Annotated in this window: 19 protein-coding genes; 8 read left to right on the top strand and 11 right to left on the bottom strand. The window is 70.2% G+C overall.

Features of this window, described 5'->3' with window-relative positions; all coding sequences use genetic code 11:
- Positions 1–6 precede the first annotated feature (6 nt).
- The gene (locus ACZ4XD_RS00885; RefSeq protein WP_468036876.1) at positions 7–1,179 is read right to left on the bottom strand and encodes an HpcH/HpaI aldolase/citrate lyase family protein; all 1,173 of its coding nucleotides are present in this window, start codon (positions 1,177–1,179) and stop codon (positions 7–9) included.
- A 218-nt stretch (positions 1,180–1,397) separates the two neighbouring features.
- Between ACZ4XD_RS00885 and ACZ4XD_RS00890 the strand changes: the two genes are divergently transcribed.
- A complete protein-coding gene (locus ACZ4XD_RS00890; RefSeq protein WP_468036878.1) occupies positions 1,398–2,552 on the top strand; it encodes a TerD family protein in 1,155 nt (384 codons plus the stop codon).
- 110 nt (positions 2,553–2,662) lie between these two features.
- On the opposite strand, the gene ACZ4XD_RS00895 is transcribed toward ACZ4XD_RS00890, so the two are convergent.
- The 6 genes from ACZ4XD_RS00895 to ACZ4XD_RS00920 form a co-directional block, all read right to left on the bottom strand.
- Positions 2,663–3,415: a TerD family protein gene (locus ACZ4XD_RS00895; protein ID WP_468036880.1), complete on the bottom strand. Its 753-nt coding sequence runs from the start codon at positions 3,413–3,415 to the stop codon at positions 2,663–2,665.
- A gap of 88 nt (positions 3,416–3,503) precedes the next feature.
- Positions 3,504–4,637 (bottom strand): DUF475 domain-containing protein, encoded by a 1,134-nt coding sequence (locus ACZ4XD_RS00900; RefSeq protein WP_468036882.1) that lies wholly within the window; start codon positions 4,635–4,637, stop codon positions 3,504–3,506.
- A 53-nt stretch (positions 4,638–4,690) separates the two neighbouring features.
- Complete coding sequence (locus ACZ4XD_RS00905) at positions 4,691–5,266, bottom strand: TerD family protein (protein WP_042154327.1); 576 nt, start codon at positions 5,264–5,266, stop codon at positions 4,691–4,693.
- 191 nt (positions 5,267–5,457) lie between these two features.
- Complete coding sequence (locus ACZ4XD_RS00910; protein ID WP_042154329.1) at positions 5,458–6,033, bottom strand: TerD family protein; 576 nt, start codon at positions 6,031–6,033, stop codon at positions 5,458–5,460.
- Between the two features lie 162 nt (positions 6,034–6,195).
- Positions 6,196–6,654: a peroxiredoxin gene (locus ACZ4XD_RS00915; protein ID WP_085926184.1), complete on the bottom strand. Its 459-nt coding sequence runs from the start codon at positions 6,652–6,654 to the stop codon at positions 6,196–6,198.
- A gap of 148 nt (positions 6,655–6,802) precedes the next feature.
- Complete coding sequence (locus ACZ4XD_RS00920) at positions 6,803–7,234, bottom strand: DUF3052 domain-containing protein (protein ID WP_006605843.1); 432 nt, start codon at positions 7,232–7,234, stop codon at positions 6,803–6,805.
- Positions 7,235–7,749: 515 nt separating this feature from the next.
- On the opposite strand from ACZ4XD_RS00920, the gene aceE reads away from it, so the two are divergent.
- A complete protein-coding gene (gene aceE / locus ACZ4XD_RS00925) occupies positions 7,750–10,482 on the top strand; it encodes a pyruvate dehydrogenase (acetyl-transferring), homodimeric type (protein ID WP_468036885.1) in 2,733 nt (910 codons plus the stop codon).
- 128 nt (positions 10,483–10,610) lie between these two features.
- On the opposite strand, the gene ACZ4XD_RS00930 is transcribed toward aceE, so the two are convergent.
- Together ACZ4XD_RS00930 and ACZ4XD_RS00935 are read right to left on the bottom strand one after the other, a co-directional pair.
- Positions 10,611–11,018: a peptidase inhibitor family I36 protein gene (locus ACZ4XD_RS00930; protein WP_468036887.1), complete on the bottom strand. Its 408-nt coding sequence runs from the start codon at positions 11,016–11,018 to the stop codon at positions 10,611–10,613.
- Between the two features lie 550 nt (positions 11,019–11,568).
- Positions 11,569–13,170: an MFS transporter gene (locus ACZ4XD_RS00935; RefSeq protein ID WP_468036889.1), complete on the bottom strand. Its 1,602-nt coding sequence runs from the start codon at positions 13,168–13,170 to the stop codon at positions 11,569–11,571.
- Positions 13,171–13,285: 115 nt separating this feature from the next.
- Between ACZ4XD_RS00935 and ACZ4XD_RS00940 the strand changes: the two genes are divergently transcribed.
- From ACZ4XD_RS00940 to ACZ4XD_RS00965, 6 genes are all read left to right on the top strand, one after another.
- Positions 13,286–13,939: a TetR/AcrR family transcriptional regulator gene (locus tag ACZ4XD_RS00940; protein ID WP_468036891.1), complete on the top strand. Its 654-nt coding sequence runs from the start codon at positions 13,286–13,288 to the stop codon at positions 13,937–13,939.
- A gap of 257 nt (positions 13,940–14,196) precedes the next feature.
- The gene (locus ACZ4XD_RS00945) at positions 14,197–15,411 is read left to right on the top strand and encodes an alpha/beta hydrolase (protein WP_468036893.1); all 1,215 of its coding nucleotides are present in this window, start codon (positions 14,197–14,199) and stop codon (positions 15,409–15,411) included.
- Positions 15,412–15,793: 382 nt separating this feature from the next.
- The gene (locus tag ACZ4XD_RS00950; RefSeq protein ID WP_468036895.1) at positions 15,794–16,675 is read left to right on the top strand and encodes a DUF4429 domain-containing protein; all 882 of its coding nucleotides are present in this window, start codon (positions 15,794–15,796) and stop codon (positions 16,673–16,675) included.
- 133 nt (positions 16,676–16,808) lie between these two features.
- On the top strand, positions 16,809–18,203 hold the full coding sequence (locus ACZ4XD_RS00955) for a sensor histidine kinase (RefSeq protein WP_468036897.1): 1,395 nt from the start codon (positions 16,809–16,811) through the stop codon (positions 18,201–18,203).
- Positions 18,200–18,880, top strand: coding sequence for a response regulator (locus ACZ4XD_RS00960; RefSeq protein ID WP_042154348.1), 681 nt, complete (start codon positions 18,200–18,202; stop codon positions 18,878–18,880). Before ACZ4XD_RS00955 ends, ACZ4XD_RS00960 begins: the two co-directional genes overlap by 4 nt.
- 158 nt (positions 18,881–19,038) lie before the next feature.
- Positions 19,039–20,289 (top strand): acyltransferase family protein, encoded by a 1,251-nt coding sequence (locus tag ACZ4XD_RS00965; RefSeq protein WP_468036899.1) that lies wholly within the window; start codon positions 19,039–19,041, stop codon positions 20,287–20,289.
- A gap of 79 nt (positions 20,290–20,368) precedes the next feature.
- Here the strand turns inward: ACZ4XD_RS00965 and ACZ4XD_RS00970 are convergent, their stop codons facing one another.
- Together ACZ4XD_RS00970 and ACZ4XD_RS00975 are read right to left on the bottom strand one after the other, a co-directional pair.
- Positions 20,369–21,385, bottom strand: a complete 1,017-nt coding sequence (locus ACZ4XD_RS00970) for an aldo/keto reductase (protein ID WP_468036901.1) — start codon at positions 21,383–21,385, stop codon at positions 20,369–20,371.
- Between the two features lie 6 nt (positions 21,386–21,391).
- The gene (locus ACZ4XD_RS00975; protein ID WP_468036903.1) at positions 21,392–21,880 is read right to left on the bottom strand and encodes a MerR family transcriptional regulator; all 489 of its coding nucleotides are present in this window, start codon (positions 21,878–21,880) and stop codon (positions 21,392–21,394) included.
- Positions 21,881–22,006 lie beyond the last annotated feature (126 nt).

Consider the following 22,006-nt stretch of genomic DNA (forward strand, 5'->3'; position numbering starts at 1 on the left):
CGCAGCTCAGTTCTGCGGCACACTCGCCGTCAGCAGCTCCACGAAACCGATCCCCTCCCGGGCGACCCCGAACGCCTCGGCGCGCAGCAGGGTCCGCTCGGCCCAGGCGCGATGCGGCTTCACCTCGTTCATCTTGTTCGTGTACGAGGAGCGCAACACCCCACCGTCGCCCCGTTCGGGCCGCAGGATGTCGACCGCGTCGCTGAACTCCTCGTGACTGACGACCGAGAGGGCGTGCACCGGCGCGACATGCGAGGGGTGGATACAGGTCTTGCCCTGAAGGCCGTTCGCGCGGTCGAGTTCGATCTCGCGCAGCAGGCCGTCCATATCGTGCTCGATCAGGGCCGTCCGCAGTTCCTCGGCACGTCCGAGGAAGGGGCTGCGCCGCAGCTGCGGTTTGAACATCCGCTCATGCAGCCGGAAGTACTCCCACACCGGGCCGGTGACCGTGAAGCCCGTGCCGTCCGCCCGTCCGAGCACATTCACCACGTCGGCGATCACGGAGGCGACGATCTGGACGTCGTAGGCCGTCATGTCGGGCGGTCTGCGCAGGCCGTAGGCGGAGCAGAAGTCCGTGACACCGAGCCGCAGGGCCAGCACCCGGTCCCGGTATTTGTCGACGGTCCTGGCGATGCCCTGAAGGGTCTCGGCGCGGGTCTCCAGATGCAGCAGCTGGGGAGATTCCAGCACCGGCATCGCGAAGAGCCGGCGGGAGCAGTCGGACTCGGCCGTGGTCACCGCTTCGAGGAACGGGACGCCACGTTCCTCGGTGAATTTCGGAAGTACAAATCCAGACAGTCTGTGGACGGCGGTTCCCATGCGGCGGACCAGGTCCGGTACCTGACCGGGGGTGCGGACGCGGACGAACAGCAGCGGAAGGCCGGTGCCGGCGGCGGCCGCCTCGTCGAGAAGCCCGAGCTGCCGTACGAGGTTCTCCTCGCCGGCCTCGACATCCGCGTCCCCTATGGAGTCCTCAAGACACAGCACCATGGACATCACGCCGCGCCCGGCCTGTTTGAGGACGTCGGCGGCGAGACTCGGGCGGGTGGCGGGGCTGTAGAGCGTGGCCCCCAGAGCGACCGCGAGCGTGCGAGCCGGAGAATCGGCGGTGAACTCCACCGGCTCCTGGTGGAACAGCGCCTTCCGAGTCTCGGGCGCAAGATGCCCAAAATGCTGCATATAACTCCCCGTCTGCCTGCGGGACCCGGGCACCCCCGCTGCGTCTCGCTGTCTGGATCCAGCCGGTAATCGTACGTGTGTGGGGGCCTGGTTAGTTCCCGCGTGCGTGAAAATCACGTAACCCCCACGAGGCGCCCAGGTGGCCGCAAGCGCGATCCCCGCACGTCTCCGGGCCCCCCGCGTTGTCGCTGCGACCTCAGGGAAGGCAGGATTACGGCATGACGCACGCGATGCTGAAAGGGTCGAACGTACCCCTCGATGCCACGGCTGTTCGGGCCGTCCTGCGCTGGACGCCCGGCGCCGGTGTCCCCGATGTCGACGCCTCGGCCCTGCTGGTGAGCCCCGAGGGAAGCGTGCGCTCCGACGAGGACTTCGTCTTCTACAACCAACCGCGCCACCCCAGCGGCCTGGTGCGGCATCTGCCCAAGACCCAGCTCACCGACAAGCTGACCGACACCATCGAGGCGGATCTGGCGGCGCTGGATCCGTCGGTGGACCGGGTCGTGCTGGCCGCGTCCTCGGACGGCGGCGCGTTCGCGGGCGTCACGGATCTCCAGGTCCTGCTGTACGACGCGGCGGCGAGCGACGGCGAGCCGCTCGCGGTCTTCGACGTGGTGCCCGAGACGGGCGATGAGACGGCCCTGATCTGCGGGGAGTTGTACCGCCGCGCCGACACCTGGAAGTTCCGGGCGCTGGGGCAGGGGTACGAGACCGGACTGGTCGGCCTGGCGACCGAGTTCGGGATCTCGGTGGACGAGAACGAAGCGGCCTCCGGACGTTCCGCTCCGCCGGCCTCGGAGGCACCGGTGTCGGCGGCGCCCGCCGCGGAGCCCACGGCCGACAAGCCATCCACGGAGGGCGCGCCCGGCCCGTCCGCCGCAGCCCCCTCCGCCTCCTCCGCAGCCCCCTCCGCCTCCGGCCCCGGGGCCGGCTCCTCCGACTCCCCTGCGACCCCGCCGCCCAGCACCTGGCCGGAAGAGGCCTCGGGCCCGCCCTCCGCGGCGGACCCGCAGACCTCTCCGACGGCGGACCCCGATGCCGTCACCCAGCATGTCGCGGACGCGCTGCCGGAGCCGGGTTCCTCCGCACCGCCGCCCCCGGCCGCCGCTCCCCCCGCGGCGCCCCCGCCCACGACTGGCGGCTACGGCTACCCGCCACACGTTCCGCCGCCGCCCACGCAGCCCCCGGCCCAGCCCGCCTACGGCTACCCGGGGCCGCCGCCCCAGTACCAGCCGCCGCAGCAGCCGCCCTCCGCGTACGGCGCTCCGCAGCCGCACCCGGCCTCGACCTACGGCTACCCGATGCAGCAGCCGTTCGTACCGGACCCGTCCTTCGTCCTGCCGCCTCAGGGACCGCAGTTCCAGCGCCGTTAGCGGAAAGCCGGCGTGGCCGCCCCGCCGGACACCGCACACCCCGGAAGCCCGCCGGCCGGCGGCGCCCCCGGCGGCACGCTGCACCGTCAGCGCGCCGCACGGGGCGCGGCTCACACCTTGGTCTTGTAACCCCGCCCCCACTGGAGCCCCCAGCCGTACAGCCGGTCGAGCTCCGCCTGGAAGCCGTAGACGTACTTCACCTCGCGGCGCACCGTCAGCTCGTCCTTGGTGTTCTCCAGCATGAAGACGGCGCAGGAGCGGGCCTGCGGCGCCCGCTCGTCCAGTTTGACGTCCACCCGCGGCCCGCTGCTCGGGTAGAGCGTCACGACGGCATGCGTACGGTCGAACGCCGGTGTGCCGTCGTAGATGTACACGAAGATCAGCAACCGCTTGATCTCGTCGCGGTGGTCCAAGTTGATGTAGAGCGTCTCGCCGGACCCCGAACCGAAGCGGTCGTCACCGCTGAGCTTGACGAACGGCGACCCGTTGAGGTCACCCAGAAAGTTGCCCAGCGGCTGCACCACGCCCCTGGTGCCGTCCTTGAGCTCGTACAGACAGGCCAGATCAAGGTCGACATTGACCACGGCCGGTCCCTGCGCCTGCACGATCTCGGGCTTGAACAGCTTGCCCGGATGCCGCAGCAGACCGCCCTTGCCCTGCCCGCCCCGCTCATGAAGGTCCGAGGTCCGCATCTGCCAGTGCAGATTGACCCGCAGATGCCCGGTGGCGGCCCCCTGCTTGGTCAGCGAGACGACCGGATTCCGTTTCGTCAGCTCGACGACGTACGACGCGCCACCGCTGTCGAAGTCAAACTTCTGCGCGCCACCGCGCCACAGCTTCCCCAGGAACGACACCCTGCCCACCCCATTGCTCGGCCCCAACTACTGCGGGGCGGCCCGAGGTCCGCACCTCAAGCCGCCCCGCAGAGAGCGTTCCTCAATCAGCGCCGCGTCACACTCCGGACACGACTTCCGGCTTGTCTCCGGAGGTGTCTCCCGGCCTGCCCTCACGCCGGTTCCGGATCACGGAGGAGGCGAACGAGAGGCCGATCAGCACGACACCGACCAGGCCGGTGATGACCTCGCTGATCTCGTACTTGATCGTGATGAGCAGGATGACGGCCAGCGCGCCGATCGCGTAGTGGGCGCCGTGCTCCAGGTAGACGTAGTCGTCCAGGCTTCCCTTACGGACCAGGAAGACCGTCAGCGACCGGATGTACATCGCGCCGATGCCCAGGCCCAGCGCCATCATGAAGATGTCGTTGGTGATCGCGAAGGCCCCGATGACGCCGTCGAAGGAGAAGGACGCGTCGATGACCTCGAGGTAGAGGAACATGAAGAACGCGGCCTTGCCGGCCAGGCCGACGGCCGAGCCGTTGCCCTTCGTGGCGGGAGCCGCCGCGGCCTCGTCGGCCTCCTCGTCCTCGTCCTCGTCCTCCAGCTTGGCTTCGAAGTAGCCGGAGACACCGCCGACGATGAGGTACGTGATGAGGCCCGCGACGCCGGACAGCAGCACCGTGGCGCTCTTGTCACCGCCGCCGTGCGCGACGTCGGTGGCCACGGTCATCGCGGCCACCAGCAGGGCGACCAGCGCGATGATGACGGACAGGGTGTCCAGCTTGCCGATCTTGGCCATCGGCTTTTCGATCCAGGACAGCCACTTGTAATCGCGCTCCTCGAATATGAAGTCGAGGAAGATCATCAGCAGGAAGATACCGCCGAAGGCCGCGATGGCCGGATGGGCGCTGGTGACCAGTTCCTGGTATTGCGCCTTGTCATTGATGGCGAGGTTGACCGCCTCGATCGGTCCCAGCTTCGCGGTGATCGCGACAATGGCGACCGGGAACACCAGCCGCATGGCGAACACGGCGATGAGGATGCCGACCGTAAGGAAGATCTTCTGCCAGAAGGCGTTCATCTTGCGCAGGATGCCCGCGTTGATGACGGCGTTGTCGAACGAGACGGAAACCTCCAGGACGGACAGGATCCCGACAATCGCCAGCCCCTGCCACCCCCAGAGCACGCCCGCCAAGGCGAGGCCGAGCGCCGTGATGGCGAACGACCAGCCAAAGGTTTTCAGGAGCACTGCCTACCCAATCCCTCGCTGTGTGGGGTCCCCCGCGCGCAGCGCGCGGCGCTTTACGAAACGTTGACCCCGAAGTCTAGAGCGATGCCCCGAAGGCCCGACGCGTACCCCTGCCCCACCGCCCGGAACTTCCATTCGCCGTTGTAGCGATACACCTCGCCGAAGATCATCGCGGTTTCGCCGGAGGCGTCCTCGCTGAGGTCGTAACGGGCGAGTTCGCTGCCGTCGGCCTGGTTGACGACACGGATAAAGGCATTGCTGACCTGGCCGAAGCTCTGGCCGCGCTGATCGGCCTCATGAATGGAGACCGGAAAGACGATCTTGTCCACCTGCTCGGGCACCTGGGAAAGATCCACCAGGATCGACTCGTCGTCGCCCTCACCTTCGCCGGTGAGGTTGTCCCCGGTGTGCTCGACGGAGCCCTCGGGACTCTTGAGGTTGTTGTAGAAGACGAAGTACTCGTCCCCCAGCACCCGGCCCGACCCGCACAGCAGCGCGCTGGCGTCCAGGTCGAACGGCGCTCCGGTCGTGGACCGCGCGTCCCAGCCGAGGCCCACCATGATCTGCGTGAGATTCGGTGCGGCCTTGGACAGGGAGACATTGCCCCCCTTGGCAAGCGTGACGCTCATCGTTCGCTTCCTCCCCGGTGTCGGTGCGGGCCCGCTCGGCGCGCGGCCCGCAACCCTCGTTCAAGCGCGTCCGGCGCCGCACTCCCCGGACAGGGACGTACGGCGCCGGACGCGGTGGTTCCTGGCTCGGGCAGCCGCTATGGCAGCGCTGCCCGGCCGGACGTCGGCGAGCGGACCTCGGGTCCGGCCGGTCAGACGTTGACGCCGAAGTCCTGGGCGATGCCGCGCAGGCCCGAGGCGTAGCCCTGGCCGATGGCCCGGAACTTCCACTCGGCACCGTTGCGGTACAGCTCGCCGAAGACCATGGCGGTCTCGGTCGAGGCGTCCTCGCTCAGGTCATAGCGCGCCAGCTCATTGTTGTCGGCCTGGTTGACGACGCGGATGAAGGCGTTACGGACCTGGCCGAAGCTCTGCTGGCGGGTCTCGGCGTCGTAGATCGACACCGGGAAGACGATCTTGGCGACATCGGCCGGCACCGCGGCCAGATTCACCTTGATCTGCTCGTCGTCGCCCTCACCCTCACCGGTGATGTTGTCACCGGTGTGCTCGACCGAACCGTCCGGGCTCTTCAGGTTGTTGAAGAACACGAAATTCTGGTCGTTGGCCACCTTGCCCTGGTCGTTCGTCAGCATGGCGCTGGCGTCCAGGTCGAAGTCCGTACCGGTGGTGGTACGCGCGTCCCAGCCCAGACCGACGACGACGGCGGTCAGATTGGGGGCTTCCTTCGTCAGCGAGACGTTGCCGCCCTTGCTGAGGCTGACTCCCACGAGTCCTCCCATAGATTCGAGGGGTACCTGCGCCCCCATCGTGCATGGCATCGGATCAACGAATTGATCCTAGTGACCGGTTCCCACCGATTGCAGCTATCGCACCTGGATCATGCGGATGTCGGCCCGGCGGGCGCAGCGGTGGCCGGGGCGGGCGCCGGCTCAGAGGTTGCCGAGCGCCTTGACGTAGTCGTTCAGGTCGCGGGCGTCGGGCAGGCCGTTGACGACCGTCCAGCGCACCACGCCCTCCTTGTCGATGATGAAGGTGCCGCGCACCGCGCAGCCCTTCTCCTCGTCGAAGACGCCGTACGCCCGCGAGGCCTCACCGTGCGGCCAGAAGTCGGACAGCAGCGGGTACTCCAGGCCCTCCTGCTCGGCGAAGACGCGCAGCGAGAACGGGGAGTCGTTGGAGACGGCCAGCAGCTGGACCTCGTCGTTGACGAACGCCGGCAGCTCATCACGCAGCGCGCAGAGCTCGCCGGTGCACACACCGGTGAAGGCGAAGGGGTAGAAGAGGAGGACGACGGCCTTCTCGCCTCGGAAGTCGGAGAGCTTGACGAGCTCGCCGTGCTGGTTCTTCAGCTCGAAATCCGGAGCCTTCGTGCCGACCTCGATCGCCATGGGGTGCTTCCCTTCCGCTCACTCTCTACAGGACGCGACCAACCCTACGCGCAGCGGTGCACGCCCGGGGAACCCCGCCTGAACAGGGCCGAGCCCCCTCCGGAACAGGGCGGAGGGGGCTCGGTGGCGAACGTCGAGTCGGTGCGGCTCAGCGCTTGCCGGACTTGGGTGTGACCAGGCGGCTGCCGGTCCAGTCCTTGGCCGCGTTGATGCTCTTGGTCTGGGACAGACCCGCGGTCTGCGCGGCCTCATTGATGTCGCTCGGCTCGACGTAGCCCTCACGGCCGGTCTTCGGGGTCAGCAGCCAGATCTGCCCGCCCTCGTCGATCAGGCCGATGGCGTCCACCAGCGCGTCCGTGAGGTCGCCGTCCTCGTCGCGGAACCACAGCACGACGACGTCGCAGACATCGTCGTAGTCCTCGTCGACGAGATCCTGGCCGATCACGGTCTCAATGCCTTCGCGGAGATCCTGATCGACGTCGTCGTCGTAACCGATCTCCTGGACCACCTGTCCGGGCTCGAACCCCAGCCTGGCGGCAGGGTTGGTCCGCTCCTCCGCGTGGTCCGCGGTCGCGCTCACGGATTGCCTCCTGTCATGTTTCGGAAATGCTCGGGGACCCCGCGCGTGCGCGGAGCATTGGGCGTAGTCCACACGGGCCGGGCGGATCGCGCAAGTACCCGGCGGTCCAGACCGCCGAAACGGTGACGTTTGGACGCGTCTCGCCGCAACCACGACCCCAGTAGGACAGGCCGAAGTGATTCACGCCACAGCGTTCTCCAGGGTTTATCGGGTACTGGCGCGGGACTGGTCCCTTCGGGGGGCGGCCGCAGCTCGCGGACCTGATTTCGGGGTCCGCACGTCCGTACGCGAAGCACTTTCGACATGGGCGTATGGTTGCGATTTGGCCGACCAAAGAAATCGGCCTTTTCAGCGCCATCTCTCTACGGATGGGTTACCCATCAGTAGAGGTGACGTATCCGTGTGGCTCGGTACACGATGGAAGACGGCGCGACACCAAGGCAGAGACAGCATTCGTCCGTGCGCAGCATCAAAATCTTGCCGGGCACGACACGAACCGAACACGAAGGAACAGCGTGGCTTCCGGATCCGATCGAAACCCGATCATCATTGGCGGCCTTCCCAGCCAGGTCCCGGACTTCGATCCCGAAGAAACCCAGGAATGGCTCGACTCGCTCGACGCGGCCGTCGACGAGCGAGGCCGGGAACGTGCCCGCTACCTCATGCTCCGCCTGATCGAGCGCGCCCGCGAGAAGCGTGTGGCCGTGCCCGAGATGCGCAGCACGGACTACGTCAACACCATCGCGACCAAGGACGAGCCGTTCTTCCCGGGCAACGAGGAGATCGAGCGCAAGGTCCTGAACGCGACCCGGTGGAACGCCGCCGTGATGGTCTCGCGCGCTCAGCGTCCGGGCATCGGCGTCGGCGGCCACATCGCCACCTTCGCCTCCTCCGCCTCCCTCTACGACGTGGGCTTCAACCACTTCTTCCGGGGCAAGGACCAGGGTGACGGCGGCGACCAGATCTTCTTCCAGGGTCATGCCTCGCCCGGTGTCTACGCCCGCGCGTATCTCCTGGACCGGCTGTCCGAGGGCCAGCTCGACGCCTTCCGGCAGGAGAAGTCCAAGGCTCCCGACGGGCTGTCCAGCTACCCGCACCCGCGGCTGATGCCGGACTTCTGGGAGTTCCCGACCGTCTCCATGGGCCTCGGCCCGCTCGGCGCGATCTACCAGGCGCGGATGAACCGCTACATGGAGGCGCGCGGTATCGCCGACACCTCCAAGTCGCACGTCTGGGCGTACCTCGGCGACGGCGAGATGGACGAGCCCGAGTCGCTCGGCCAGCTGTCCATCGCCGCCCGCGAGGGCCTGGACAACCTGACCTTCGTCGTCAACTGCAACCTCCAGCGCCTCGACGGCCCGGTCCGCGGCAACGGCAAGATCATGCAGGAGCTGGAGTCGCAGTTCCGCGGCGCCGGCTGGAACGTCATCAAGCTGGTGTGGGACCGCAGCTGGGACCCGCTGCTCGCGCAGGACCGCGACGGCATCCTGGTCAACAAGCTCAACACCACCCCCGACGGCCAGTTCCAGACGTACGCCACGGAGACCGGTGCGTACATCCGCGAGCACTTCTTCGGTGACGACCACCGGCTGCGCGCGATGGTCGAGAACATGACCGACGACCAGATCCTGCACCTGGGCCGTGGCGGTCACGACCACAAGAAGATCTACGCGGCGTACGCGGCGGCCAAGGCCCACAAGGGCCAGCCGACGGTGATCCTCGCGCAGACCGTCAAGGGCTGGACGCTCGGCCCGAACTTCGAGGGCCGCAACGCGACCCACCAGATGAAGAAGCTGACGGTCGAGGACCTCAAGGGCTTCCGTGACCGGCTGCACCTGCCGATCCCGGACAAGGACCTGGAGGACGGCCTGCCGCCGTACTACCACCCGGGCCGCGACTCCGAAGAGATCCAGTACATGCACGACCGCCGCAAGGGCCTGGGCGGCTATGTGCCCACCCGTGTCGTGCGCGCCGAGCCGCTGAAGCTGCCGGACGACAAGGCCTACGCGGGCGCCAAGAAGGGCTCGGGGCAGCAGAAGATCGCCACGACCATGGCGTTCGTCCGGGTCCTGAAGGACCTGATGCGGGACAAGGAGATCGGCAAGCGCTTCGTGCCGATCGCGCCGGACGAGTACCGGACCTTCGGTATGGACGCGTTCTTCCCGTCGGCCAAGATCTACAACCCGCTGGGCCAGCAGTACGAGTCGGTCGACCGCGAACTGCTCCTCGCCTACAAGGAGTCGCCGACCGGCCAGATGCTGCACGACGGCATCACCGAGGCGGGCTGCACGGCGTCGCTGATCGCGGCGGGTTCCGCCTATGCGACGCACGGCGAGCCGCTGATCCCGGTCTATGTCTTCTACTCGATGTTCGGGTTCCAGCGCACCGGTGACCAGTTCTGGCAGATGGCCGACCAGCTCGCCCGCGGCTTCGTGCTCGGCGCCACCGCCGGCCGTACGACGCTGACCGGTGAGGGTCTCCAGCACGCGGACGGCCACTCCCAGCTGCTGGCCTCGACCAACCCGGCCTGTGTCGCCTACGACCCGGCCTACGGTTACGAGATCGCGCACATCGTCAAGGACGGTCTGCGCCGGATGTACGGCGAGAACTCCGAGGACATCTTCTACTACCTGACCGTCTACAACGAGCCGATCCTGCACCCCGCGGAGCCGGCCGATGTCGACGCCGAGGGCATCCTCAAGGGTCTGCACCGCGTCAAGCCCGGCGAGAAGGGCGAGCACAGCGCCCAGATCCTCGCCTCGGGTGTGGCGGTGCCGTGGGCGGTCGAGGCGCAGCAGATCCTCGCGGACGAGTGGAACGTCAAGGCCGATGTCTGGTCGGCGACGTCCTGGAACGAGCTGCGCCGCGACGCGGTGGAGATCGAGGAGCACAACCTTCTGCACCCGGAGGAGGAGCAGCGCGTCCCGTACGTGACGCAGAAGCTCAAGGGCGCCGAGGGCCCGAAGATCGCGGTCTCGGACTGGATGCGTGCGGTTCCGGACCAGATCGCGCGCTGGGTTCCCGGCACGTACCAGTCGCTGGGTGCCGACGGCTTCGGCTTCGCGGACACCCGTGGTGCGGCCCGCCGCTTCTTCCACATCGACGCGCAGTCCATCGTCCTGAGCGTGCTCACCGAGCTCGCCAAGGAGGGCAAGGTCGACCGGTCGCTGCTGAAGCAGGCGATCGACCGCTACCAGCTCCTGGACGTCGCGGCCGCCGACGCGGGTGAGGCCGGCGGCGACGCCTGACCTCTCCGCGGCCTGCCGCCGCACCGCTTCCGCCGCGCCCCCCGACCAGCGCCCTTCGCCGGTCGGGGGGCGCGGTGCTGTGCGGCGGGGTGTACGGGCGGGCGGCGGCGGGCCCACGGGCCGCCGGTTCAGCGCTCCCATACCTTGAACGCCCTTACCCGGTACGGGGATCGGGGCACCCAGCTACCGCCGCCCGGATAGGTGTCGAACTCGGCGGTCTCGGCGCATTCCCCGCTCTGGTAGGTGGTGACCGGCCGGCCGGTGCGGTTGGCGAGGGCGGCGGCGCTGCTCCCCTTGGGCAGGGGGACGCAGCGCTCGATATCGGTGCCGGACAGCTCGTAGGTCCGCCGGCCGCCCTGGAAGCCGGCCTTCGGCCAGAGGCAGAGCTGACCCGCGTCGCAGGCGCCGGAGGCGGCGGTGCGACGGCCGCCGGCCGCGTGGGCGGTGCCGAGGGCCGGCGGTGCGGCGAGTGCCGCGGTCAGTGCGGCGAGCAGGCCGGTGAGCAGCGCGGTGGTCCGGAACGTTTGCAGGCGCATGAAATCTCCCCCGTGGAGTACGACGCTGAGGCCCCGCGGCGGGCCGGTTGCCCGCGGCGGGTTCGTCATCGAGCTTCGCGAGGGCGGGGCGCGGCTGCCAAGCCCGTGGCGGCGCTACCACCCGGATCAGGTATGTGGACAGCCCAGCTCGCCTGCGCGCGGTGGCCGGGGCGCGAGGTTGACGTGCGGCGGGGCGGCGAGGGAGGGCCGCGGAACCGTTCCTCCCGGTGTCTGCCGGGGTGTGGTGGCCGCGGGTGGTACGCCGCGCGCCGTAGTGGAGCGGCGGGGTTCCCGGACCGGCTCATCCGGATGAGGGATTCGGCGTGCCGCTGGAGGCCAACTGCCGCCTGGGATGCGGCGGATGGGGTCCGGCGGAGGTCCGGGGCAGCTGGTTGACGGGCGGGGGCATCGACGCGGTGGCGCGGAGCCGGGAAGGCGCGCGGAGCCGGAAAGACTCGCGGGCCGGGAAGGGCGGTGGATTCGGGCGCTGCGTACGGGCCGGTGGTACGTCGCTCCGCGGGGCGGGGCGCCGTACCACCGGGGGCGCCGGTCAGATGTGGCCGACGCCGGCGCCCGCCTCGGCGTTCGCGCCGCGCTTGGTGAAGAAGGCGACGACCGCCGCGACCACCGCCACACCGCAGGCGACCGTGAAGGCCTGGCCCATGCCGGACACGAAGGTGTCGTGGGCGACGGAGGTGATCTTCTGGGCGAACTCCGGCGGGGTGCCCTTCGGGATCGGTGCGATACCGGCCGAGACGGCGTCGGAGAGCTGGGACGACTGCGCGGGCGGAACCGGCGGGAGGCCGGCCGACCGCCAGTTGCCCGGGAGGTCGCTGTCGACGCGGGAAGCCATCACCGCGCCGAGCACGGCCGTACCGAGGCTGCCGCCGACCTGCATGGCGGCCTGCTGGAGACCGCCGGCGACGCCGGAGAGCTCCAGCGGGGCGTTGCCGACGATGACCTCGGTGGCGCCGACCATGACGGGCGCAAGACCCAGGCCGAGCAGCGCGAACCAGAGGGACATCAGGCCGGTGCCCGTGCCGGTGTCGAGGCCGGACATGCCGTACATGGCGACTGCGGTGAGGACCATGCCGCCGACCAGCGGGATGCGCGGGCCGAACTTGGTGATCAGGGCGCCGGCCAGCGGCGAGCCGACGATCATCATGCCGGTGAGCGGCAGCAGGTGCAGACCGCTGTCGACGGGCGTCATGCCGTGCACGTTCTGGAGGTAGAACGTCACGAAGAACAGGCCGCCCATGAAGGCGAAGGCCATCAGCACCATCAGGACGGTGCCGGCGGTCAGCGGCAGGGAGCGGAACATCCGCAGCGGGATGAGCGGTTCGCGGACCTTGGTCTCCAGGAGGGCGAACAGGGCGAAGAGGACCACGGAGGCGATCAGGAAGCCCCAGGTCTTCATGCTGTCCCAGTGCCACTCCCCGGCCTTGATCAGCGGCCAGATGAGGCAGAACATCGCGCCGGAGAGCAGCACGATGCCCGGGATGTCGAACGAGCGGGGGGCGTTCTCCGCGCGGTGGTCCTTGAGGATCACCAGGCCCAGGACGAGTGCCAGCACACCGACCGGGACGTTGATGAAGAACACGGACTGCCAGTTGACGTGCTCGACCAGCAGTCCGCCGACTATCGGGCCGCCGGCGGTGGAGGCGCCGATGACCATGCCCCAGATGCCGATCGCCATGTTGAGCTTCTCGGCCGGGAAGGTGGCGCGCAGCAGCCCCAGCGCGGCGGGCATCAGCAGCGCGCCGAACAGGCCCTGGAGCACCCGGAAGGTGATGACCAGCGCGACCTCCTCGGAGAACCCGATGGCGGCGGAGGCGGCGGCGAAGCCGAGGATGCCGATGAGGAAGGTCTGGCGGTGCCCGAAGCGGTCGCCCAGCTTGCCCGCGGTGATCAGCGCGATGGCCAGCGCGAGCATGTAGCCGTTGGTGATCCACTGCACGTCGGCGAGCGAGGCGCCGAGGTCCTGCTTGATGGCCGGGTTGGCGATCGCGACGATCGTGCCGTCCAGGGCGACCATCATGACGCCGATGGCCACGGAGAAGAGGGTCAGCCACGGATGACCGCGCAGCCCCTTGGGGGGATCCGGTACGGAGAGGTCCGGCGCCGCTTCGGCCACCGGGGTCTGAGAACTCATGGGACGAGGCTAATGTCAGCCACTGACAATTGACAAAGCATTTCATGAGTCGGTAACTGTCATCTCGCTCACAGGTAACCTGAGCAGCGAGAACACCACGGAAAGGCGGCTCAGGATGGCGACCCCGACGCCGCATACGGCGCCCGCGGGCCTGCGGGAACGTAAAAAGCAGCGCACCCGCGACGCGCTGATCCGCGCGGCGCTCGAACTGTTCACGGAGCAGGGATACGAGACGACGACGATCGACGAGATCGCGGAGGCGGTGGATGTCTCCCAGCGGACGTACTTCCGCTACTTCGCGAACAAGGAGGACGTCGCCTTCGCCGTCCAGGAGATGGTCGAGGCGCGCTTCCTCGAAGTACTGGCCGAACGGCCCGCGACGGAGGCGCCGCTGACCGCCCTGCGCAAGTCCGTGATGGTGGCCTGGGACGACATCGGCGGCGCCATCGAGTCGGTGATCCCGGTGGAGCTGTACATGCGCTCGTTCCGGATGATCGAGTCGACGCCCGCCTTGATTGCCGCGCACCTGCGGCGCTCCTCCGAAATGGAGGAGCAGATAGCGCGGCTGATCGCCCGGCGCGAGGGGCTGGATGTGGACACCGATCCCCGGCCGCGGGTGCTGGTCGCCGCGTTCGGCGGGGTGATGCGGGTGGCGGGTCAGGTGTGGGGCGAGGGCCAGGAGTGCAGCGTGGCGTCGATCCGTGAGCTGACCACGTCGTATCTGGACCACATCGGGCCGGCCATGGAGGACGACTGGCGGGCGCGCTGAGCACACCGGCGACGGGCCCGGCGGACGCGCCGGGCCGGGCGGAACCGGCGGCTCCGCCGATGGCGATTTCCATCACTCTCCGTGACGATCCCCCTTCGCTAAGCGATCATGGTGAGCCCCTCCTGAGATCACCCCTGCACGCCTGAGCACCGGAAATCGATGGATCGTGTCCGTTTTGGTCGAAATACCCACCGCGAAACGTGATATCACTCACGGTCACAGCGAGCGCCCTCTCACGTCTCCTAGGGTGGCTCGCGGTGAATTCCTTCTCGGGTCTCGGCCCCTCCTCCGGTTTCCTTCAGTCCACGGCCTGGCGTGCCGCCCTCGCTCTGGCGGTGGTCTTCGTCATGCTCGCCATAACGGGCTGGACGGCGGTCAGAGGCAACAACGAGGACGCCAACCCGCTGGCCACCGCCAGGAACTCCTGGCAGCACGCCACCTTCCTCGGACGCCCGCTGCCCGACCCCCAGGGTCCGCCGGCCGCGCTCCGGGCCTTCTTCGCCACCCTCAGCCGGGCCGAGAAGCAGCAGCTCGCCGACCGTTATCCGCTGGTCGTGGGCAATATGGGCGGCGCCCCCGTGAAGCTGCGCTACCGCGCCAACCGGATGGCGATCGACGACGCCCGGCGCGTCGAGAAGCGCCGGATGAACGACCAGCGGCTCACCCCCGTCGGCCGCCAGGAGGCGGGCCGGCTGATGCACCGCCTCGACTCGATGATGAGCCCGGGCCGGCAGATCCTGGCCTTCGATCCGGCCGGCGGCGGCCGGGCCGCCGAGGTCTTCGGCAATCTCCCGGCGGCCCACCGGGTGTCCGTCGTGGTGCCCGGCGTGGACACCAATCTGTCGACCTTCGAGCGCACCGCGCGGGCGACCACCGCCCCGGTCGGTATGGGGCGCGCCCTCTACGGTGCCGAGCGGGAGGCCCGGCCGAGCGCCCGTACGGCCGTGATCGCCTGGGCCGACTTCACCTCGCCGTCCGGTGTCGGTGTCGAGGCCGCCACCGGGAAGCTCGCCGCGGACGCGGCGATCCGGCTGCGCGCCCTGGTGAACTCGCTGCCCTCCTCCGACGCCGTCTCGCTCTTCTGCCACAGCTACGGCTCCGTGGTGTGCGGGGTCGCGGCCCGGGACCTGCCGTCCAACGTCGGGGACATCGCGGTGGCCGGCAGCCCCGGTATGCGGGCCGACAACCGCGCCAGGCTGGGCACCCAGGCCCGGGTCTGGGCGATGCGGGACTCCGACGACTGGATCCAGGACATCCCGAACCTGGAGGTCGGCGGGCTCGGCCACGGCGCCGACCCGGTCGACCCGTCCTTCGGCTCCCGGATCCTGTCGGCCGACGGTGCCGTCGGGCACGCCGGGTACTTCGCACCGGGCACCCGCAGCCTGCGCAACTTCGCGCTGGTCGGGGTCGGCGCGACGAACACCGTCGACTGTGCGTCCGACGACCCGCAGTGCCGCACCGAGCTGGTCTAGGGCCTGTCTTCAAAGTCCCGCCTGCCTCGCGGCGCCTGGCACGCACGCTCGCCGCGTTGTCGGGATCGCCCCGGTACACCCAGTACCGGGGCGACCCTCCGCCTTGCGATCGCACGCACCAGACACCGCGAGGCCCGCCCTACGGGCGAACGACGGGACTTTGAAGACAGGCCCTAGGGCCGCAAGGAACCGGCCGGCGACCGCGGGCACGGCCCGGCGCCCGGGGACGGGCCGTGCCCGCGGGAACCGTGCCGGACGGCCGCGACGTCCACGAGGCGTATGACGGCGCGGGTGACCGGAGTGATACGTGCCGCTTCGCCGGCGCCCCCCGACGCGTCAGGAAGGGGGACGAGTGGGTAACCGCCCGCATACGATGAGCCGCATGGGTGATGTGCTGGCCGGTTTTCATGCCGTCTGGGAGTTCGACACGGACTCCGTACTCATCCGCTTCGAACGGGGGATCCGCAGGCCGAAGCTGTTCCAGGCGCTCGGTGAGCGACGTATTCCGTACGAGGCGCTGAGTTCCGTGGAGGTGACCGAGGGCAGACGTGGCACGGTGGTGCTGCACGCCATGCCCCGGCACGGCGCCGATCCGCTGATGGAAGCGGCGAACGGGCAGCTCAAGGAGGACGCCGACCCCTATCGGCTGGTGCTGCCCGCCGACCGCGAGACGCTGGCCGACTACTACGCCGACGAGCTGCGTACGGTGCTCGGCCCCGATGCGAAGGAGCCCGCCGACCGCCATCTGGTGGCCGCGCCGGAGCCCCCGCTGAACTTCAAGGCGTATGACGGCAAGGCGTCCTTCGACGGGCGCGCGGTCGCCTTCCGGTGGTTCTGGACGGGCGCGTCCTCGGCGAAGTGGAAGTGCGGCGACCAGACCTTCCCCGTGGGCGAGTTGGCCGGGGTCGAATGGCGGTCGCCGGAGATCCTCAACGGTTATCTGCGGCTGCTGGAGCGCGGGGCCCGCGAGCCGGGGACGGGCGAGGCGGACCAGGATCCGGCCGCTGTGGTGTTCGGGCTGGGGTACGGCCCGGTACACGAGTCGCTGCCGTTCGCGGCCTCGGTCCTCCAGGCCGTCCGCGCCGCCGAGCCGGTCCAGGAGACCCCGGACGGCGTGCCGGTACGCCACCGGACCGGGGAGACGCGCCGCGACCCCGCGGACATCGCGGACCGGATACGGCACCTCGGCGAACTGCACGGCGCCGGTCTGCTGACCGACGACGAGTTCAGCACGAAGAAGGCCGAACTGCTGGCGGAGCTCTAGGGCGCTCCTCGTCCGGATCAGCGTGGGAGCGCGGGCCGTTGACCAGGCAGGGGCTCATACCGTGGTACGGGGCGGAAGTCCGGCCCCTGGTATGACGCCGTGGCCGTCGCGCTCCGCTTAGATGGAGGGCGCGATGACTGTACGAGCTTCCACCCCCGACCGTGGGCCGGCTCCGCGCCCCGGGCGTGAGCCGGCCCGGCAACGGGCGCTGCGCGCCGCACGGCAGGCGCTGCGTGTCCTGGCCGTGGAGCTCGGCACCCCGACCGAGCCCGGCACCCCGCTGCTGGGCAGCGTCCGGAGCCCCTGGCTGCGCCGTCTGCCCTATGTAGTCGCGTTCGGGTTCGCGGTGTCCCTGCTGCCGACCAGCATCAACGTCCTCAGCCACGACTACGGCCTGGACGGCGGGCTGGTCGGCGCGCTCGCCACCGCGCAGACCGTGCCGCTGCTGCTCGCGGTGACCCGGCCGCTCCAGGCCTGGTGGGTGATCTTCGCGGCGGATGTCACCGGGGCCCTGGCGCTCACCGGCGCCGACGGTGTCGCGGGCCGCGCCTGGCCCTGGCCGCCCATGGAGATCGTCGGCTATCTCGCCCTGATGCTGGCGCTGTCCCTGCGCGAGCGCCGGCGCACCCTGACCGCCGTCTGGCTGACGACCGGTGTGGCGGGCCTGCTCTCCCAGGTGTTCACCCCCGACGGCAGCAACAACACCTGGGTGCTGATGTTCGTCCTCACCGGTGTGGTGCTGATGATGGGCGCCACACTGCGCGAACGCGGCGATGCCCAGCGCAAGTTGATCGAGCAGGAGACCATCAGCGAGGCCGAGCGGGCCCGTCGGACGCTGCTGGAGGAGCGCGCCCGGATCGCCCGTGAACTGCACGATGTCGTCGCCCACCACATGTCGGTGATCACCGTCCAGGCGGCCAGCGCCCCGTACCGCATCAGCGGGATGCCCGGGGAGGCCGAGGAGGAGTTCGGGGCGATCGCGGCGACCGCCCGGGAGTCGCTGGCGGAGATGCGCCGGCTGCTGGGTGTGCTGCGCAGCGAGGAGACGGAGCAGCAGGCCGGCCCGGAGAAGACCCCGCAGCCCGGGATCGGCATGCTGCCGAAGCTGGTCGAGGGGACCGTACGGGCGGGCGTGCCGGTCGAGTTGGCGCTGCCGGAGGAGCCGGTGGCGCTCGAACCGGCGGTGGATCTGTCGGCGTACCGCATCATTCAGGAGGCGCTGGCCAATGTGGTGCGGCATGCCCCGGGCGCGCCGACCCGGGTGTCGGTGACCGTGGCCGCGGACGGCGCGCGGCTGACCGTGCTGATCGTCAACTCCGCGCCGTCCGCCCCCTCCACGCCCCTGGAGACCACCGGTACCGGCCATGGCCTCATCGGTATGCGTGAGCGGGTCCGGCTGGTGGACGGTTCGCTCGACACCGGGCCGCTGCCCGACGGCGGCTTCCGGGTCGCCGCCCGGCTCCCCCTCGCCCCGCCGCCCGCCGCGGCGTCTCCGCTCTCCACGACAAAGGATGCCCACTCGGTATGACCACGCGCGTGATCATCGTCGACGACCAGGCCATGGTGCGCGCGGGTTTCGCCGCGCTGCTCGCCGCGCAGAGCGATATCGATGTGGTGGGCGATGCCCCGGACGGGGTGCAGGGCGTGGCCCTGAGCCGCCGGACGCACCCCGATGTGGTGCTGATGGATGTGCGGATGCCGGAGATGGACGGGCTGGAGGCGGCCCGTCAGCTGCTCGCGCCGCCCGCCGGTGTCACCCACCGTCCGAAGGTGCTGATGCTGACCACGTTCGATGTCGACGACTATGTCTACGAGGCGCTGCGCGCGGGGGCATCCGGCTTTCTCCTCAAGGACGCGCCGCCGGCCGATCTGATCTCCGCGGTCCGGGTGGTGGCGGCCGGTGAGGCGCTGCTCGCGCCGTCCGTGACCCGGCGGCTGATCGCCGATTTCGCCCGCTCGGGGCCGGTGGCCCGCAAGGGCCGGCCCGCGCTGCGGCTGAACGGGCTCACACCGCGCGAGACGGAGGTCCTGGAGCTGATCGCCCGCGGGCTGTCGAACCTGGAGATCGCCGATGCGCTGATCGTCGCCGAGCAGACCGTGAAGACCCATGTCAGCCGGGTGCTCGCCAAGTTGGATCTCCGGGACCGCGCACAGGCCGTGATCTTCGCGTATGAGTCGGGGCTGGTTTCGCCCGGGGAGCGGTAGCGCTCCCCCGCCCGCGCGTCTCTCCTCCCTGAGGACGAGCGCAGCCGGCGCCCCCTACCCCCGTAGCCCCCGGGAGTCGGCTCCGCGGTGTGACGCCGCGTCAGCTCCCCTCTTCCTACGTTTCCCTCCGGACCGTCCACGGGAGAGGGAGACCCACCATGTCCTGGCTGCGCACCATTGCCCGGCGCCGCAGACGCCCGCTCTTCGGGGGCGCGTCCGCGGTGGCCGTGGCGGACCGCACGCCCGCGGACCGCGACCGGGCGCTCGACGGTCTGCGGGCGCTGGCGCTGCTCGCCGTCCCCGTCGGCCACTGGCTGATCGGCGGCTTCACCCTGGACGGCGGGGGCGCGCTGCACAACGCCAGCCTGCTGACCGCCGTCGGCCAACTCGCGCCGGCCAGTTGGGTCCTCCAGATGCTCGGCATCTTCTTCCTGGTCGGCGGGCATGCGTCGGTGCTGTCCTTGCGGCGGGCCACCGGGCGGGGTGAGTCCACCCGGTGCTGGCTGGGCGGCCGGCTGGTGCGGCTGGGCCGGCCGGTGCTCGGGGTGACGGCCGTATGGGCGATGCTGCTGCCCCTCCTGTACGGCCTGGGCGTGCCGGAGGCGACCCTGCGGACCGGGGCGACGCTGGTGATCCAGCCGCTGTGGTTCGTCGGCGTGTACGCGGTGATCACCGCGCTGACGCCGTGCTGTGTGCGCGCCGCCCGGTGGATGGGTGCCTGGGCCGCGGCCCCCCTGGCGGCCTCGGTGGCCGTCGTGGACTTCCTGCGCTACGGGCCGTACGCCGAGGCCGTGCCGCCGTGGCTGAGTCTGCTCAACCTCCTGCCCGGCTGGATGTTCGCCTATCAGCTCGGCGTCTCCTGGGGCGAGCGCCGCCTGGGCCGCCGCGCCGCCTGGTCGCTGCTGCTCGGCGGCGCCGCGGTGTTCGCCGCGCTGCTGCTGTTTTTCCACTACCCGGCGAGCATGGTTGGCGTCCCCGGGCAGCACCGGACGAACTCCCACCCGCCGTCGCTGCTGGTCCTGGCGCTGGCCGCGGCCCAGTCCGGCGCGGCGGTGCTGCTCCGGGACCGGCTCGCCCGGCTGCTGCGCCGGCCTGCCCTGTGGGCCCCGGTGGCGCTCGTCAACCTCTCCGCGCTGACGATCCTGTGCTGGCACCAGACGGCGATGCTCTCGCTGGCCGTACCGGCGTCCTTCCTGGGGCAGCTCCCTGGGCTGACGGCGTCACCCGACAGCCTCGGCTGGCTCCTGGCCCGGCTCGCCTGGCTGCCGGTGTTCGCCGCCGCGCTGCTGCTCATCGGCCGCACCACCCGCCGCTTCGAGGCGCCCTGGACCGGTGTCACCCGGGCCCGCCGGGCCGCCGCCGCCCTCCTGGCCGCCGGATTCGGGGCGTTCGCGCTGGGCCTGGCGTAGGGCCCGTCAGCGGCGGGGCCGCGCCGCACGCCGAAGGGCGGGGCGCCCCGGCCCCGCCCCGTCCCGCCTGCTCCTGCCCCTACTCCCGTCCCGCCGAAGTGAACGTCATGTCCGCGTACCGCGGCCCCGCGACCTGCCCGGCGATCGGCTCCAGCCGCGCCAGGTCCTGCTCGGTCAGCCGGATCCGGGTCGCCGCGGTGTTCTCCTCGACCCGGGTGCGCTTACGGGTGCCGGGGATCGGGACGACGGCCAGGCCGCGGGCCGTGGCCTGCTGCTGGAGCCAGGCCAGCGCGATCTGGCCGGGCGTGGCGCCATGGGCCTCGGCGACGGCGCGGACCGGTTCCAGCAGAGCGGCGTTGGCGGCCGCGTTGTCGCCGGTGAAGCGGGGCTGCTGACGCCGGAAGTCATCCGCGGTCAGCTCCTTGTCGGCGTGCACGAACGCACCGGTCAGAAAGCCCCGGCCGAGCGGGGAGTACGGCACGAGACCCACCCCGAGCTCGATCGCCGCCTGCACCACACGGTCCTCGATGTCCCGGCTGAACAGCGACCACTCGGACTGGAGCGCCGTGATCGGGTGCACGGCGTGCGCCGCGCGCAGTTCGCTGCCGGTCACCTCGCTCAGCCCGAGGTACTTCACCTTGCCCTCGGCGACGAGCTCGGCCATGGCACCGACCGACTCCTCGATCGGGACGTTCACGTCGCGCCGGTGCATGTAGTACAGGTCGATCTCGTCCACGCCCAGGCGCCGGAGGCTGCCCTCGACGGCCTGGCGGAGGTAGGCCCGGTCATTGCGGATGACGCGCTTGGCCGGGTCGTCCGGGTCGAGGGATATCGCGAACTTGGTGGCCAGCACGACCTCGTCGCGGTGGGCCCGGATGAACGGGGCGATGAACTTCTCGTTCTCCCCCATGCCGTACATATCGGCGGTGTCGAAGAGCGTCACGCCCAGCTCCCGTGCGCGCTCCAGCGTGGCCCGCGCCTCGTCGGCGTCCGTGGGGCCGTAGGCGAAGCTCATGCCCATACAGCCGAGGCCCTGCACGCCGACCCGCGGTCCGCCCGTGCCCAGCTCGACCGTCTCGATCTTCTCGTTCCCCATGGAGCCTCAGAACCTCTCGGACGCCCGCTGGGCGTCGGCATAGATTTCGATCTTGTAGTCGAGTACGTCCAGCGTGCTCTGGAGCTCGGCGACGCGCTGCCGTACGTCCTCGCGGTGCGCGGTCAGCAGCTGCTGCCGCTCGGCGAAGGTGCACGCGCCGGCCCGCACCATCTCGGCGTAGCGGACCATGTCGGCGACCGGCATACCGGTCAGCCGCAGCTTGGCCACCAGGCTCAGCCAGTCCAGATCGCGGTTGGTGAAGCGCCGCTGCCCGGTGTGGGTGCGGTCCACGTGCGGCATCAGGCCGATGCGCTCGTACCAGCGCAGGGTGTGGGCGCTGAGGCCGGTGTGCTCCGCCACTTCGCTGATCGTGTACTGGTCACGGCCGGCGGGCCGGGGGTGCGGCGGCGCGGCGCGGCAGTCGCGCACCGCCGCCGGCAGTTCCCTGGTCGCGGTCGCGCCGCTCGTCACCGGTTCGCTCTGCGTTACCGTCATGCCCCGTCTCCCCTACGTCGGACGTCGCCCGGCGATTTCGCCGGATGCCTCTCGACGGCTCCAACGCTAGAGACTTCGAGTGCACTCCAGGCAAGCGACGATCACGGGCAGACTTGACCGGATTTT

Source organism: Streptomyces sp. NPDC029466 (assembly GCF_055574515.1).

Bases quoted from the DNA above. Each gene is read 5' to 3' on its own strand.
- ACZ4XD_RS00885 (WP_468036876.1), bottom strand. From the start codon at position 1,179: ATGCAGCATTTTGGGCATCTTGCGCCCGAGACTCGGAAGGCGCTGTTC.
- ACZ4XD_RS00890 (WP_468036878.1), top strand. From the start codon at position 1,398: ATGACGCACGCGATGCTGAAAGGGTCGAACGTACCCCTCGATGCCACG.
- ACZ4XD_RS00905 (WP_042154327.1), bottom strand. From the start codon at position 5,266: ATGAGCGTCACGCTTGCCAAGGGGGGCAATGTCTCCCTGTCCAAGGCC.
- ACZ4XD_RS00915 (WP_085926184.1), bottom strand. From the start codon at position 6,654: ATGGCGATCGAGGTCGGCACGAAGGCTCCGGATTTCGAGCTGAAGAAC.
- ACZ4XD_RS00930 (WP_468036887.1), bottom strand. From the start codon at position 11,018: ATGCGCCTGCAAACGTTCCGGACCACCGCGCTGCTCACCGGCCTGCTC.
- ACZ4XD_RS00935 (WP_468036889.1), bottom strand. From the start codon at position 13,170: ATGAGTTCTCAGACCCCGGTGGCCGAAGCGGCGCCGGACCTCTCCGTA.
- ACZ4XD_RS00940 (WP_468036891.1), top strand. From the start codon at position 13,286: ATGGCGACCCCGACGCCGCATACGGCGCCCGCGGGCCTGCGGGAACGT.
- ACZ4XD_RS00950 (WP_468036895.1), top strand. From the start codon at position 15,794: ATGGGTGATGTGCTGGCCGGTTTTCATGCCGTCTGGGAGTTCGACACG.
- ACZ4XD_RS00955 (WP_468036897.1), top strand. From the start codon at position 16,809: ATGACTGTACGAGCTTCCACCCCCGACCGTGGGCCGGCTCCGCGCCCC.
- ACZ4XD_RS00960 (WP_042154348.1), top strand. From the start codon at position 18,200: ATGACCACGCGCGTGATCATCGTCGACGACCAGGCCATGGTGCGCGCG.
- ACZ4XD_RS00965 (WP_468036899.1), top strand. From the start codon at position 19,039: ATGTCCTGGCTGCGCACCATTGCCCGGCGCCGCAGACGCCCGCTCTTC.
- ACZ4XD_RS00970 (WP_468036901.1), bottom strand. From the start codon at position 21,385: ATGGGGAACGAGAAGATCGAGACGGTCGAGCTGGGCACGGGCGGACCG.
- ACZ4XD_RS00975 (WP_468036903.1), bottom strand. From the start codon at position 21,880: ATGACGGTAACGCAGAGCGAACCGGTGACGAGCGGCGCGACCGCGACC.